Source organism: Sphingomonas sp. ABOLH, assembly GCF_003951715.1.
Taxonomy (GTDB): Bacteria; Pseudomonadota; Alphaproteobacteria; order Sphingomonadales; family Sphingomonadaceae; genus Sphingomonas; species Sphingomonas hankookensis_A.
In genome coordinates this window covers 148,439-162,514 of the sequence record NZ_QQWV01000001.1, presented here as the reverse complement: position 1 = coordinate 162,514, position 14,076 = coordinate 148,439, and the positions used below count along the sequence as shown (strand labels likewise).

The 14,076-nt window shown below is 68.2% G+C and carries 13 protein-coding genes; all 13 read left to right on the top strand.

Annotation, left to right across the window (positions count from 1 at the left end):
• Positions 1-265: 265 nt before the first annotated feature.
• Genes CA237_RS19515 through murB form a run of 13 tightly spaced genes read left to right on the top strand, consistent with a single transcriptional unit; the run spans position 266 to position 14,019 of the window.
• Positions 266-733, top strand: coding sequence for a division/cell wall cluster transcriptional repressor MraZ (locus CA237_RS19515; RefSeq protein ID WP_066686966.1), 468 nt, complete (start codon positions 266-268; stop codon positions 731-733).
• Complete coding sequence (gene rsmH, locus CA237_RS00830) at positions 730-1,683, top strand: 16S rRNA (cytosine(1402)-N(4))-methyltransferase RsmH (RefSeq protein WP_066686969.1); 954 nt, start codon at positions 730-732, stop codon at positions 1,681-1,683. Before CA237_RS19515 ends, rsmH begins: the two co-directional genes overlap by 4 nt.
• Entirely contained in the window at positions 1,680-2,252 is a 573-nt protein-coding gene (locus tag CA237_RS00825; protein WP_084401180.1) for a hypothetical protein, read from the top strand. The genes rsmH and CA237_RS00825 overlap by 4 nt, the downstream gene beginning before the upstream one ends.
• Complete coding sequence (locus CA237_RS00820; RefSeq protein ID WP_066686975.1) at positions 2,249-3,964, top strand: penicillin-binding protein 2; 1,716 nt, start codon at positions 2,249-2,251, stop codon at positions 3,962-3,964. The genes CA237_RS00825 and CA237_RS00820 overlap by 4 nt, the downstream gene beginning before the upstream one ends.
• Positions 3,961-5,376 (top strand): UDP-N-acetylmuramoyl-L-alanyl-D-glutamate--2,6-diaminopimelate ligase, encoded by a 1,416-nt coding sequence (locus tag CA237_RS00815; RefSeq protein WP_066686979.1) that lies wholly within the window; start codon positions 3,961-3,963, stop codon positions 5,374-5,376. Before CA237_RS00820 ends, CA237_RS00815 begins: the two co-directional genes overlap by 4 nt.
• Positions 5,366-6,748, top strand: a complete 1,383-nt coding sequence (gene murF, locus CA237_RS00810; RefSeq protein WP_232307844.1) for a UDP-N-acetylmuramoyl-tripeptide--D-alanyl-D-alanine ligase — start codon at positions 5,366-5,368, stop codon at positions 6,746-6,748. The genes CA237_RS00815 and murF overlap by 11 nt, the downstream gene beginning before the upstream one ends.
• Positions 6,748-7,818: a phospho-N-acetylmuramoyl-pentapeptide-transferase gene (mraY, locus tag CA237_RS00805; RefSeq protein ID WP_066688029.1), complete on the top strand. Its 1,071-nt coding sequence runs from the start codon at positions 6,748-6,750 to the stop codon at positions 7,816-7,818. Before murF ends, mraY begins: the two co-directional genes overlap by 1 nt.
• Positions 7,815-9,176: a UDP-N-acetylmuramoyl-L-alanine--D-glutamate ligase gene (murD, locus tag CA237_RS00800; protein ID WP_241215398.1), complete on the top strand. Its 1,362-nt coding sequence runs from the start codon at positions 7,815-7,817 to the stop codon at positions 9,174-9,176. The genes mraY and murD overlap by 4 nt, the downstream gene beginning before the upstream one ends.
• A gap of 5 nt (positions 9,177-9,181) precedes the next feature.
• Positions 9,182-10,405 carry a putative peptidoglycan glycosyltransferase FtsW gene (locus CA237_RS00795; RefSeq protein WP_198158476.1) on the top strand — a complete coding sequence of 408 codons (1,224 nt, stop codon included), beginning with the start codon at positions 9,182-9,184 and terminating at the stop codon, positions 10,403-10,405.
• The gene (gene murG / locus CA237_RS00790) at positions 10,402-11,547 is read left to right on the top strand and encodes an undecaprenyldiphospho-muramoylpentapeptide beta-N-acetylglucosaminyltransferase (RefSeq protein ID WP_066686988.1); all 1,146 of its coding nucleotides are present in this window, start codon (positions 10,402-10,404) and stop codon (positions 11,545-11,547) included. Before CA237_RS00795 ends, murG begins: the two co-directional genes overlap by 4 nt.
• Positions 11,544-12,950 (top strand): UDP-N-acetylmuramate--L-alanine ligase, encoded by a 1,407-nt coding sequence (gene murC / locus CA237_RS00785; protein ID WP_126012326.1) that lies wholly within the window; start codon positions 11,544-11,546, stop codon positions 12,948-12,950. The genes murG and murC overlap by 4 nt, the downstream gene beginning before the upstream one ends.
• Positions 12,947-13,141 carry a hypothetical protein gene (locus CA237_RS00780; protein ID WP_066686993.1) on the top strand — a complete coding sequence of 65 codons (195 nt, stop codon included), beginning with the start codon at positions 12,947-12,949 and terminating at the stop codon, positions 13,139-13,141. Before murC ends, CA237_RS00780 begins: the two co-directional genes overlap by 4 nt.
• Positions 13,138-14,019 carry a UDP-N-acetylmuramate dehydrogenase gene (murB, locus tag CA237_RS00775; protein ID WP_126012323.1) on the top strand — a complete coding sequence of 294 codons (882 nt, stop codon included), beginning with the start codon at positions 13,138-13,140 and terminating at the stop codon, positions 14,017-14,019. The genes CA237_RS00780 and murB overlap by 4 nt, the downstream gene beginning before the upstream one ends.
• Positions 14,020-14,076: the final 57 nt, after the last annotated feature.

The window sequence follows — 14,076 nt, the reverse complement described above, 5'->3', positions numbered from 1 at the left end:
CGCCCAGTGTCGCCCAACCACCGGTGGGGCGTCATCCAATCGGCACGTCCGCAAAAGATGGGCGAACAAACAACGTACATCCCAAAACTGCCCGTCCAGTGGTGCTTTTTCCCATTCTCACCCAACTTCGCCCATTGTTACCCAGGTTGCATTTTGGTACGTCTCGGACGTCACAGGGGGCAGGTCCTGGGATCGTCGATTCAAACCGCGCGGCGCGTATTTGCCGGGCGCGACGCACGTCCTGCGTGACCGAAATGGGGCTGTGTTGGAGAGGGAACTCTACCTGAGCTACGGGCTACAGGCGGTCGACGCGAAGGGTCGCGTCGCAGTGCCTGCCAAGCTGCGCTCGGTGCTGGAGAAGAACGCCGACGCCCGCGAACTCCTGCTCAAGCGGCACGGCAAGCATGTCTGCCTCAGCGCGTTCGATGCCGCCTGGCCGAAGATCCTCTACTCCCGCAAACCCCAGGGCAGCGACGAGGATGTCGACACCGATTACAACGTCGCGGGCAAGGCGTTCGGCAATCTTGAGACCGCGCCGTTCGACAGCGCCGGGCGCTTCGTCCTGCCGACCTTTTACCGCCGCCGCGCGAAGATCGACAAATGGGCGTTCTTCCACGGGCGCGGCGACACGTTCAACATCTGGGACCCGCACACGTTGATCGCCGACACGGAGATCGACGCCGACACGCGCGAGCTGTGCGAGTTCCTGATGGAAGAAAAGGGGCTGGTGTGAGCGACGCGCCGCATATCCCCGTCCTGATGACCGAAGCGGTCGCGGCGCTCGCGATCCAGCCGGGCGAGACGCATGTCGACGCGACCTTCGGTGCGGGCGGCTATACCCGCGCGATGCTGGCCGCCGGTGCGCGGGTCATCGCGTTCGACCGCGATCCGACCGCGCATGACGCCGCCGCGCCGCTGCTCGCCGAAGCAGGCGACCGGCTGACGCTGATCCGTGCGCCGTTTTCGGCGATGGCCAGCGAACTGGCGGCGCGCGGCATTGACGCGGTCGACGGCGTCGTCATGGATATCGGCGTGTCGTCGATGCAGCTCGACCAGGCCGATCGCGGCTTCTCGTTTCAACAGGACGGTCCGCTCGACATGCGGATGAGCCGGGAAGGCATCACTGCGGCCGAATGGCTGAACACCGCCGCCGAGGCAGAGATTTCGGACGTGCTCGACCGCTATGGCGAGGAACCGCGCCATCGCCGCGTCGCGAACTTCATCGTCGGGGCGCGGCCGCTGGCGCGGACCGGTGAGCTCGCCGCGGTCGTCCGCCGGGCGCTGGGCCATCGTCCGCATGAGAAGAAGGACCCGGCGACCCGCGCGTTCCAGGCGATCCGCATCCACCTGAACGACGAACTGGGCGAGCTGACCGCCGGGCTCGACGCGGCGGAGCGGGTGTTGCGGCCGGGCGGGCGGCTGTCGGTGGTCAGCTTCCACAGCCTCGAGGATCGCATCGTAAAGCGGTTCCTGCGGGAGCGCGGCGGCGCGATGCCGGCCGGGTCGCGCCACCGTCCGGTGGTGGCGCAGGGTCCGGCTCCGAGTTTCACCGACATCGCGAAGGCGGTGCGGCCGAGTGACGAAGAAGTATCGGTCAACCCCCGCGCGCGGTCGGCGACTCTGCGGGTCGGGGTTCGCACGGCGTCCGCGCCGTGGAGTTCGAACGGGAGTGCGATGGGATGAGTGCGTTCGGGTTCGGGACTTTGGGTAAATTGGTCGCGGTCGGCGTGATGGCGCCGGCCTTCTACCTCGTCATTTCGCAAGGGGCGGCGGAACGCAGCCGGGTCGAGGCGGTCGAACGCTCGATCGTGCAGGCGCGCAAGGACATCCGCGCGCTGGAAACCGAATTCGACACCCGCGCGAACATGGCGCAGCTCGAACGCTGGAACGGCGACGTCCTGGCGCTCGCCGCGCCGCGCGCCGAACAGTTCGTCGGCGGCGAGCATCAGCTGGCGTCGCTGCCGGGCCGGACCGAGGGCGGCAATGTCGCGCTGGCCTATGTCGTGCCGAGCGCACCGATGGAAATCGCCGCCGTGCCCGAACCGACCCTTGCCGAAGCGACCGCGCCTGCCGCGACCCCGGTCAAGGCGGACAAGGCCAAGGCGGCGGCCAAGCCGGTCGGCGCGGTCCGCACGGCGGCGGTGATCCCCGCCAAGGCGCGGGCGGTGGCGATGCTCGACCGCACGCTGCTCAGCGACGCGACGATGGCCGACCTCGCCCGTTCCGCCCGCAAGGAGGCGGCCCGTCCGTGATCGTCGTCGTGGCGCCCCCTCTTCATCAGCAACGGGCCGACGGTGCGCGGCACACCCTGGTCAACATCGCCCATTACCGGCTGATGGTGCTGATGCTGCTGTTCGCGGCGGGCGTCACGGTCATCCTCGCGCGGCTGATGCTGCTGGCGGTCGCCGCCGAACCGCGTTCGGCCATCGCGGCGGAGGCGGCCTTGGTGCCGTTGCGCGGCGATCTGGTCGACCGCAACGGCGCGCCGCTCGCCCGCACCATCGACGCCTGGTCGATCGCGGTGCGCCCGGACAAGGTGATCGGCGACAAGAAGCAGCTGGCGGGGCAACTCGCCGCGCTGATGCCGGAACAGGATGCCGGCTATTATTATGCGCAGCTGAACCTCGATCGCAATTTCGTCTATCTGCGCCGTCGCGCTTTGCCCGAACTGGTGCAGGCGGTGAACGCGCTGGGCGAGCCGGGCATCGCGCTCGGCCGCGAACCCGAACGCCTCTATCCACAAAGCGCCATGGCGGCGCATGCGCTCGGCTATCTCGACATGGACGGTCGCGGCGTGCGCGGCATGGAGAAGTTCCTGAACGCGCGGCTGGTCGACCCGGCCGAGCGCGGGCGGCCGGTCGCGCTCAGCCTCGACCTGCGGGTGCAGGCTGCGCTGGAAAGCGAACTCGCCAATGCGATGGCGGTGTTCCAGGCGCGCGGCGCCGGCGGCATCGTGCTCGACAGCGACACGGGGGAGGTGATCGCGATGACCTCGCTCCCGACCTTCAATCCCAATGCCGTGACCGCCAATACCGGGCAGATGAACACGGTGACGCAGGGCGTGTACGAACTGGGATCGGCGTTCAAGCCGCTGACCATGGCTGCCGCGCTCGACAGCGGCGTCGCGCCGTCGCTGTCGAAGCGCTATGACGCGACGCAGCCGCTTGCGGTCGGGGGTTTTCGCATCCGCGACGACCATGCGCAGAAGCGCTGGCTCAACATCCCGGAGACGCTGGTCCATTCGTCGAACATCGCGACGGCACGCATCGCCGACGAAATGGGGCAGGCGCGCATGGAAAAGCTGTTCCGTGCGCTCCATTTCGATACCGCACCTGACATCGAACTCGAAAAGTCGCGCACCATCTGGCCGCATTACTGGGGCCGGACCACGACGATGACGACCGCCTATGGCCATGGCATCGCCGTCACGCCGCTGCACCTCGCCAGCGCCTATGCCGCGCTGGTCAATGGCGGCATCTGGCGTCCGGCGACCATGCTGAAGCTGAAGCCGGGCGAGGCGCCGGCCGGCAGCCGGGTGTTTACCGAGGCGACCAGCGCGAAGATGCGCGCGCTGCTGCGGCTGATCGTCACCGACGGCACCGGGCGCAAGGCGGAGGCACCGGGTTTCCGTGTCGGTGGCAAGACCGGCACCGCCGAAACGGTGGGCGCGGGCGGCGGCTATTCTAAGAAGGTCAACGTTTCGACCTTCGCCGCCGTCTTCCCGATGGATCGCCCGCGCTATGTCGTGATCGCGATGCTCGACAGCCCGAAGGGAACGAAGGAAACCTTCGGCTTCACCACCGCCGCCTGGACCGCTGCGCCGGTCGTCAGCCGAGTGATTTCGCGCACCGGCCCGTTGCTGGGGGTGATTCCCGACGCCAATGCCGATATTGACCTCGCCGGATTGCGCTCGCTGCTGTGGCGGGCGCCGGGTGATGCGAAGAAGCTGGCGAACGTCGAATGAAATTAGGAACCATCACGGGCGGCGATGAACCGCAGACGGTGACCGGCTTCGCGATCGATCATCGCAAGGTCGCACCGGGCACGATCTTCGGCGCGTTCGACGGGGCGCGGGTCAATGGCGAGGACTTCATCCCCGCCGCCATCGCCGCTGGCGCGATCGCTGTCGTCGCCCGGCCAGAAGCGGTGGTCGAGGGCGCGGTCCACATCGCGGCACGCGACCCGCGCGAGGCGTTTGCCCGCGCCGCCGCGCAGTTCTTCGCGCCGTTCCCGCCGACCTGCGTCGCGGTGACCGGCACCAACGGCAAGACCAGCACCGTCGAAATGGTGCGCCAGCTGTGGCGGATGCAGGGGCACCACGCCGCGTCGATCGGGACGCTGGGGGTGACCACCGCCGACGAACGCGTCGTCACCGGCCTGACCACCCCCGACATCGTCACCTTCCTGTCGAACGTCGCAGGGCTGGCGCGCGAAGGCGTGACCCATGTCGCGTTCGAGGCGTCGAGCCACGGCCTGTCGCAATACCGCACCGAAGGGCTGCCGGTCCGTGCGGCGGCGTTCACCAATCTCAGCCGCGATCACCTCGACTATCATGGCGACATGGCGAGCTATCTGACCGCCAAGCTGCGTTTGTTTTCCGAAGTGCTGGCCGATGACGGCGTAGCGGTCGTGTGGATCGACGATCCCCATGCCGACCGCGTGATGGACCTTGCCCGCGTCCGCGGCAACCGCCTGATCACCGTCGGCGAACATGGCGAGACGCTGCGGCTGGTCGGCCGCGAACCGAGCCTGCTCGGACAAGCGCTGACGATCGAGGCGGAGGGCGCGACCCACAAGGTGCAGTTGCCGCTGATCGGCGCCTATCAGGCGGCAAACGCGCTGACCGCCGCCGGCCTCGTACTGGCGACCGGCGGCACGCTGGCGGCGACGCTGGCGGGCCTCGCCCGGTTGCAGCCGGTGCGCGGGCGGCTGGAGCGTGCGGTGATCCTGCCCAATGGCGCGCCGGTCTATGTCGATTACGCACATACCCCCGACGCGCTCGAAGCGGCCATCGCCGCGTTGCGTCCCCATGCCGAGGGGCGGCTGATCGTCGTGTTCGGCGCGGGCGGCGACCGCGACAACGGCAAGCGGGCGCCGATGGGCGAGGTCGTGGCGGCGCAGGCCGACGTCGCGATCGTCACCGACGACAATCCCCGGACCGAGGATGCGGCGCAGATTCGTGCGCAGGTGCTGGCAGGCGCTCCCAGCGCGACCGAGATCGGCGACCGTCGTGCCGCCATTCGTGCGGCATGCGACATGGCGCAGCCGGGTGATATCGTGCTGATCGCGGGCAAGGGCCATGAACAGGGCCAGATCGTCGGCGACATGATCCTGCCGTTCGACGACGTACAGGTGGCGCGTGACTGTGCGGGCTGACGTGCCGCTCTGGACCGCCGCCGCCATCGCCGCCGCGACCGGGGGCACCGCTTCCGCCGATTTCACCGTGAACGGTGTTGCTTTCGACAGCCGAGAGGTCGGGCCGGGCGACCTGTTCGTCGCGCTTTCCGGCGAGGCGACCGACGGCCACCGCTTCGTGGGGCAGGCGTTCGCGCAAGGGGCTGCAGGCGCGATCGTGTCGCGGCCGGTCGACGGGCCGCACGTGCTGGTCAACGACACCACCGTCGCGCTGAACCAGCTCGCTACCGCGTCGCGCGCCCGTACGTCGTCGCGGATCATCGGCGTGACGGGATCGGTCGGCAAGACCGGGACCAAGGAAGCGCTGTTCGCCGCGCTCGACCGCATTACCCACGGCAACGCCCATCGTTCGGTCAAGAGCTACAACAACCATACCGGCGTGCCGCTGAGCCTCGCGCGGATGCCGGCCGCTACCCAAGCGGCGGTGTTCGAAATGGGCATGAACCATGCCGGCGAGCTGTCGCAGCTGACCCGCCTCGTTCGCCCCGAAGTCGCCATCGTCACCACCATCGCCCCCGCGCACACCGAATTCTTCACCGGTGAAGACGCCATCGCTCGCGCCAAGGGTGAAATCTTCGAAGGGCTGGTCGAGGGCGGCATTGCCATCGTGCCGTTCGACAGCCCGCATCGCGACACGCTGATCGCCGCAGCCCGGCCCCATGCCGGCAGGATCGTCACCTTCGGCCTGCGCGAAGGGGCCGATGTCCGCGCGATCGAGCATGTCCGCATGTCGGGCGGCGATAGCTTCGTCACCGCGCGGCTGGGATCGCGTGAGGTCAGCTACACCCTCGCCCCGCCCGGCGAACATTGGGTCGCCAATTCGCTGGCGGTGATGGCGGCGGTCGATGCGATCGGCGGTGACCTTGGCGTCGCTGGCCTTGCACTGGCCGACCTAGAGGGGCTTGCCGGACGCGGTGCCCGCCGCAAGCTGAAGCTGGCGGGCGGCGACGCGTTGCTGATCGACGAAAGCTACAACGCCAACCCGGCATCGATGCGTGCGACGCTGAAGGTACTCGCCGCCGAGCGCGCCGACCGGCGCATCGCGGTGTTGGGCGAAATGCGCGAGCTGGGCGAGTCGTCCGACGCCTATCACGCCGCGCTGGCGGTCCCCATCGACGAAGCGGGCGTTTCGCGCGCCGTGTTGGTGGGGGAGGGCATGCTTCCCCTCGCCAAGGCGCTTGAGGGCCGCATCGAAACCGTCCATGTGCCCGACGCCGCCGCCGCCGCACGGGTCCTGTCCGACCTGATCGCGCCGGGCGATGCGGTGCTCGTAAAGGGATCGAACGGGGTGGGGCTGGCGCGGGTCGTCGCCGACCTGTGGGGCCAGGACTGATGTTGTACGAAATCGCCGAATATCTCGGCTTTCCCGGGGTGCTGAACCTGTTCCGCTATCTGTCGTTCCGCACCGGCGCGGCGACGGCGACGGCGCTGCTGATCGGCCTCGTCATCGGGCCGCGCTTCATCGGCTGGCTGCGCGTGCGACAGGGCAAGGGGCAGCCGATCCGTCTCGACGGGCCGCAAAGCCACCTCGCCAAGCGCGGCACGCCGACCATGGGCGGGCTGATGATCCTGACCGCGCTCGCGACGTCGGTGCTGTTGTGGATGGACCTCGCCAACCCCTTCGTCTGGGCGTGCCTGTTCGTGACGTTGGGCTTTGCGGCGATCGGGTTCCTCGACGATTATGACAAGGTGCGAAAGGCCAGCACGGCGGGCGTTTCGGGCCGCACGCGCCTGCTGCTCGAATTTCTGATCGCCGGCATCGCCAGCTGGATCATCATCCGCCAGACCGGCACGATGCTCTACGTGCCGTTCTTTTCGAACGTCGCGATCGATCTCGGGCCGTTCTACATCGTCTTCGCCGCCTTCACGATCGTCGCGTTCGGCAACGCCGTGAACCTGACCGACGGGCTGGACGGCCTCGCGACGATGCCGGTCATCATCGCCTCGGTCGCGCTGATGCTGATCGTGTACATGGTCGGCAACGCCAAGTTCGCCGCCTATCTCGGCATCCCGCACGTGTTGGGAGCGGGCGACCTGTCGCTGTTCTGCGGCGCGATCGTGGGCGCGGGGCTGGCGTTCCTGTGGTACAATGCCCCTCCGGCGGCGGTATTCATGGGCGATACCGGCAGCTTGGCGCTGGGCGGTGCGCTGGGGGCGATCGCGGTGTCGTCGCACCATGAAATCGTGCTGGCGATCATCGGCGGCCTGTTCGTGGTCGAGGCGCTGAGCGTCATCATCCAGGTGTTCTGGTACAAGCGCACCGGCAAGCGCATCTTCCGCATGGCGCCGATCCACCATCATTTCGAACAGCTCGGCTGGGCTGAGGCCACGGTCGTGATCCGCTTCTGGATCATCGCCTTCGTGCTGGCGCTCGCCGGCCTCTCGACGCTGAAGCTGCGGTGATCACCGCTGCCGCCTGGGCGGGGAAGAAGTTCGCGGTGCTGGGGCTGGCTCGCTCTGGCGCCGCGACGGTGCGCGCGTTGCTGGCGGGTGGCGCGGAAGTCATTGCGTGGGATGGAGATGGGGCGAAGCGCGACGCCCTTTCTCCCTCTCCCCGCTCGCGGGGAGAGGGGACTTCTCCTTCTTCTCCGACGACAGCACTCGCGACACCCCCTCTCCCAACCCTCTCCCCCATGGGGGAGAGGGCTTTGGTCATCGCCGATCCGTTGTCGATCGACCTCACCGGCTTCGATGGCGTCGTCGTGTCTCCCGGCGTACCGCTCAACCGCCACCCGATCGCCGCCCACGCCGGCGACACCCCCATCATCGGCGACATCGAACTCTTCGCCCAGGCCCGCGCCGACCTGCCGCCGCACAAGGTCGTCGGCATCACCGGCACCAACGGCAAGTCGACCACCACCGCGCTGATCCACCACATCCTCGAACAGGCCGGCATCCCCACACGCATGGGCGGCAATATCGGCCTGCCGATCCTCGCGCAGGACCCGCTGCCCGCCGGCGGCGTCTATGTCCTCGAACTGTCGAGCTACCAGATCGACCTGACCCGCAGCCTCGACTGCGACGTCGCGGTGCTGCTCAACATCACCCCCGACCATCTCGACCGCTATGCCGGTTTCGGAGCCTATGCCGCGTCCAAGGCCCGTCTGTTCGCGATGCAGTCGTCCGGTCGTGTTGCGGTGATCGGCACAGGCGATGCGGCGTCTGCCGCGATTGCGGACACCGTTCCGCACGCCGTCCGCATCGCCGTCCCGGCCGAAGCGCCGGCTTTCGGTCCCGCGCTCGCCGGCCCGCACAACGCCCAGAACGCGCTGACCGCCATCGCCGTCTGCGAGGCATTGGGCCTCGACACCGACACCATCCGCGCCGGCCTCCAAAGCTACCGGGCCTTGCCACACCGCATGGCGCACGTCGCCGACGTGAACGGCGTCGCTTATGTCGACGACAGCAAGGCGACGAACCCCGATTCCACCGCGCCCGCGCTCAACGCGTTCGCACGCATCCACTGGATCGTCGGCGGGCTTGCCAAGTCGGACGACCTCGATGCCTGCCGCCCCGGTTTCGGCAATGTCGTCCACGCCTATACCATCGGCACCGCCGCGCAGCGCTTTGCCGAACTTCTGCAACCCGACATGGCCGTAACCATCGCCAACACATTGGACGAGGCGGTGAAATTGGCCGCGACAGCCGCGCGACCCGGCGATACCGTATTGCTGTCGCCGGCGTGCGCGTCGTTCGACCAGTTCAGCGATTTCGAAGCGCGGGGCCGCGCCTTCGCGGCGGCAGTGGGGGCATTGCAATGACGGATATGGGTCGCGGGCGCGATGTCCGGGCGCTGCGCCAGCGGGTGGAGACGCTGCAGGGCCGTAGCGCGCGCTCGCCGATCGGCGCGTGGTTCCGCGAAGTCGACCGGGTGCTGCTGCTGATCGCGATGGTACTGATCGCCATCGGCCTCGTCGCGGTCGCCGCCGCGTCGCCCGCATCCGCCGTGCGCTATTCGGGTGGTGACGTCACCGTCCCGCCGATGATGTATTTCTGGCGACAGGCCGGGTGGATCGCACTCTCCTTCCCGGTGATGATCGTCGTGTCGATGCTGCCGGTCACGCTGGCGCGGCGGCTGTGCCTGCTCGGCGCGGGCGTCCTGGTTCTTGCGCTGATGGTCACCCCGTTCGTCGGCGTGGAGGCAAACGGCGCGCGGCGCTGGATCAACCTCGGGGTCGGGCAGTTCCAGCCGTCCGAGTTCCTGAAACCCATGTTCATCGTGACGACCGCATGGCTGTTGTCGCTACGCGCGAAGGACCCGCAGCTGCCGATGCTGTGGGTCACCGGCGCGCTGACCGCGGTCATTGCCGGCTGCCTGATGCTCCAGCCCGATTTCGGGCAGACGGTGATCTTCTGCGGCGTGTGGGCGGCGTTGCTCATCATCTCCGGCATTCCGGTCCGCACCATGGCGATGCTCGGCGCCGCCGGCATTGGCATGGTCGCGGCCGCCTACACCTTCTACGGCACCGCCCGCGTCCGCATCGACGGCTTCCTGTTCCCCGATCCCGAAAGCGCGGCGACCGACAGCTATCAGGTCGACATGGCGCATGCCGTGCTGACCGCGGGTGGGGTAATCGGCACCGGCCCGGGCGGCGGGCGCGTGAAGTTCAAGCTACCCGAGGCACATACCGACTATATCTTTGCGGTGGTCGGCGAAGAGTTCGGCCTGATCGCCTGCGCGATCATCGCGATCATCTTCCTCGCGATTGTCGTGCGCGTCTTCGTCCGCCTGCTCGACGAAGAGGATGCGTTCAAGCTGCTCGCCGCCGCCGGCCTTGCGGTCCAGTTCGGGGCGCAGGCGCTCATCAACATGGCGGTCAATGTCGGCATCGCCCCGTCCAAGGGGATGACGCTGCCGTTCATCTCGTACGGCGGGTCGTCGATGATCGCCTTGTCGATCGGCATGGGACTGCTGCTCGCTTTCACACGCCGGAACCCGTATCTGAGCCGCTCACCTTACGGCCCACAGCGCTGGAGCGGAGCGAAATGAGCAAGCATTATGTCCTGGCCGCCGGGGGCACCGGGGGACATATGGTCCCGGCCGCGGCGCTGGCGACCGAACTGACCCGGCGCGGCCACCGCGTCGCGCTGGTCAGCGACGAACGCGGCGTGCGCTTTCCCGACCTGTTCGATGGCATCCAGACCCATGTCCTGCCGGCCGGACGCCTGTCGGGCGGTCCGATCGGCTGGGCGAAGGCCGCGCGGCAGATGCTGGCCGGCCGGTCGATGGCGATCGAGCTGTACAAGACTTTCCGCCCCTCCGCCGTGATCGGCTTCGGCGGCTATCCAGCGCTCCCTGCACTGCTGGCGGCCTTCGCGCAGAAGGTGCCGACGATCATCCATGAACAAAATGCCGTGCTGGGCCGGGTCAACCGGCTGGTCGCGGGCAGCGTGCATGGCATCGCCACCAGCTACGAACGGGTCGACCGTCTTAAGGACAGCCACGTCCCCAAGACCCATCTGGTCGGCAATCCGGTGCGAGAGAGCGTCCTCGCCCTGCGCGAACGTCCCTATCCGGCGCTGGATGAGGACGGCATCTTCCGCGTGCTGGTCACCGGCGGCAGCCAGGGGGCGAGCATTTTGAGCCAGGTCGTCCCCGACGGCCTCGCGCTGCTGCCCGTTGCGTTCCGCCGCCGGATGCAGGTGACGCATCAGGCGCGGATCGAGGATATCGACGCCGTGCGCGCCAAATACGCCGAACACGGCATCCCCGCCGAAATCGCGACCTATCTCCCCGATCTGCCCGACCGGCTGGCATGGAGCCATGTCGTGATCGCCCGGGCGGGGGCGTCGACCATCGCAGAACTGACAGCCGCCGGCCGTCCCGCGATCCTCGTGCCGCTGCCCGGTGCGACCGACGATCACCAGACCGCCAATTGCCGCGAAATCGTGGGCGCCGGCGGCGCGCGGTCGATCCAGCAGACGCAATTCACTGCGACCGAACTCGCCAAGCAGATTCAGAAGCTCGGCCTCGACCCCGCAGCGCTCGCCAATGCGGCGGCGCGCGCGCGCAGCTGCGGCCGGCCGTTCGCCGTCCGCGACCTCGCCGACCTGGTCGAGAGCGTCGACGCACCCAAGGCGAAAGTGGGCAAGATCACCCCCGCCAAACGACAGAAGGAAGCATTTGCGTGAAGGGCGTCGCGACCGACATCGGCACGATCCATTTCGTCGGCATCGGCGGCATCGGCATGTCGGGCATTGCCGAGGTGATGCATAATCTCGGCTATAAGGTGCAGGGATCGGACGTGGCCGAGGGCTATGTCGTCGACGGCCTGCGCGCGCGCGGCATCGACGTGCATATCGGCCACAAGGCGGAGAATGTGGAGGGCGTGGCGGTCGTTGTCACCTCGACCGCGATCAAGCCCGGCAATCCCGAACGTGACCATGCGCTGGCCAAGCGCATCCCGGTGGTCCGCCGCGCCGAAATGCTGGCCGAACTGATGCGGCTGAAATCGACCGTCGCGGTCGCGGGGACGCATGGTAAGACCACCACGACCTCGCTGATCGCCGCGCTGCTCGATGCCGGCGGCGTCGACCCCACCGTCATCAACGGCGGCATCATCAACAGCTACGGCTCGAACGCCCGGCTGGGCGCGTCCGACTGGATGGTGGTCGAGGCGGACGAGAGCGACGGCAGCTTCCTGCGCCTCGACGGCACGATCGCGGTCGTCACCAACATCGACCCCGAACATCTCGACCATTATGGCAGCTTCGACCGGGCGAAGGACGCCTATGTCGAATTCATCGAGAACGTACCCTTCTACGGCGCGGCGGTGCTGTGCCTCGACCATCCCGAAGTGCAGGCGCTGATCCCACGCATCCGCGACCGCCGCATCGTCACCTATGGCTTTGCTGCGCAGGCCGACGTGCGCGGGGTCGAGGTGACGGCGGGCCGCGACGGCAACCGCTTCGACTGCGTGGTCCGCGACCGTGACGGCCAGACCCGGACGATCGAGGGCATCCAGCTGCCGATGGCCGGTCGCCACAATGTCCAGAACGCGCTGGCAGCGATCACGGTCGCGGTCGAGCTGGGCCTCGACGACGCGACCATCGCGCAGGGCTTTGCCAAGTTCGGGGGCGTGAAGCGCCGCTTCACCCGCGTCGGCGAAGTCGCCGGCATGACCGTCATCGACGATTACGGCCACCATCCGGTCGAAATCCGCGCCGTCCTGTCCGCCGCACGCGAAGCGACCGGCGGCCGGGTGATCGCCGTGGTCCAGCCGCATCGCTACTCGCGGCTCGGCGCGCTGATGGACGAGTTCGCACAGGCGTTCAACGATGCCGACGCGGTCCATGTCCTTCCCGTCTATGCCGCCGGCGAAGCGCCGGTCGAGGGCGTCAGTGCCGAGGCGCTGGTCGACGGCATCCGCCTGCGCGGCCACCGCTCGGCACAGGTCGCTGCGGACAAGGATGCTCTTGCCGCCGCGCTGGCCGCTGAGGGCCAAAACGGCGACCTGATCGTCTGCCTCGGCGCCGGTGACATTACCAAGATCGCTGCCGGCCTGCCCGCTGCGATTCAGGAGCGGCTCGCATGAGCGACTGGTTCTCGACCGCGATCGAGATGCAGCGCGAAATCCTGCGCGCGCAACAGGCGCAGCTCGACGCCGCCAAGAAGCTGCTCGACACTGCCGAGACGCGCGACATGGCGGAGGTCGGCAAGCAGATCGCCGATGCACAGGCCGAAGCCTGGACCGCATGGGCGCGCTTCTGGGGCAGCGGAAAATGACCCTTCCGCCGGTCCGTGGCAAGCTGACCGCGAACGCCCCGCTCGCGCCCCTCGTCTGGTTCAAGGCGGGCGGCGCGGCTGAGTGGCTGTTCGAACCGGCCGACACGGACGATCTCTGCAATTTCCTCCGGGCGCTCGACCCGTCGGTGCCGGTGATGGGGCTGGGCCTCGGTTCCAACCTGATCGTCCGCGATGGCGGCGTGCCCGGTGTCGTCGTCCGCCTCGGCAAACCGTTCGCCAAGGTTGCGGCGGACGGGCTGACGCTGACCTGCGGTGGCGGGGCGAGCGGCATTCTCGTCTCCTCGACCGCGCGCGATGCCGGGATCGCCGGGGTCGAGTTCCTGCGTTCGATCCCCGGAACGGTCGGTGGTTTCGTGCGGATGAACGGCGGCGCCTATGGCCGCGAGGTAGCCGACGTGCTGGTCGAGGCGCAGGTCGTTACCCGCGACGGCACGCTGACGACGTTTTCGAACGCCGACGTCAACTACCGCTACCGCCATAGCGACCTGCCCGAAGGCGCGATCGTCGTGTCCGCGACCTTTCGCGGCGAGACGGGCGATCCGGCCTCGATCCAGGCCGAAATGGACCGCATCGCGGCGGCCCGCGAAGCCTCGCAACCGCTCCGCAGCAAGACCGGCGGTTCCACCTTCAAGAACCCGGACGGGCGCAAGGCGTGGGCGCTCGTCGACGCCGCTGGCTGTCGGGGCTTGCGCAAGGGCGACGCGCAGGTATCGGAAAAACACTGCAATTTCCTGCTCAACACCGGCAACGCCACCAGCGCCGATATCGAGGCATTGGGCGAGGAAGTCCGCGGGAAGGTGCTGGCGCAATCGGGCGTAACGCTGGAATGGGAAATCCAGCGGGTAGGGCGGGCGTGATGGCCCCGCACTCAACCTCCCCGTTCGGTTCGAGCAGCTTCGAGCGCAGTCGAGAAG

Coding starts and splice junctions, on each gene's coding strand:
- murB (WP_126012323.1), top strand. CDS start 13,138: ATGACCCTTCCGCCGGTCCGTGGCAAGCTGACCGCGAACGCCCCGCTC.
- CA237_RS00795 (WP_198158476.1), top strand. CDS start 9,182: ATGGGTCGCGGGCGCGATGTCCGGGCGCTGCGCCAGCGGGTGGAGACG.
- CA237_RS00815 (WP_066686979.1), top strand. CDS start 3,961: ATGAAATTAGGAACCATCACGGGCGGCGATGAACCGCAGACGGTGACC.
- murG (WP_066686988.1), top strand. CDS start 10,402: ATGAGCAAGCATTATGTCCTGGCCGCCGGGGGCACCGGGGGACATATG.
- mraY (WP_066688029.1), top strand. CDS start 6,748: ATGTTGTACGAAATCGCCGAATATCTCGGCTTTCCCGGGGTGCTGAAC.
- CA237_RS00780 (WP_066686993.1), top strand. CDS start 12,947: ATGAGCGACTGGTTCTCGACCGCGATCGAGATGCAGCGCGAAATCCTG.
- CA237_RS00825 (WP_084401180.1), top strand. CDS start 1,680: ATGAGTGCGTTCGGGTTCGGGACTTTGGGTAAATTGGTCGCGGTCGGC.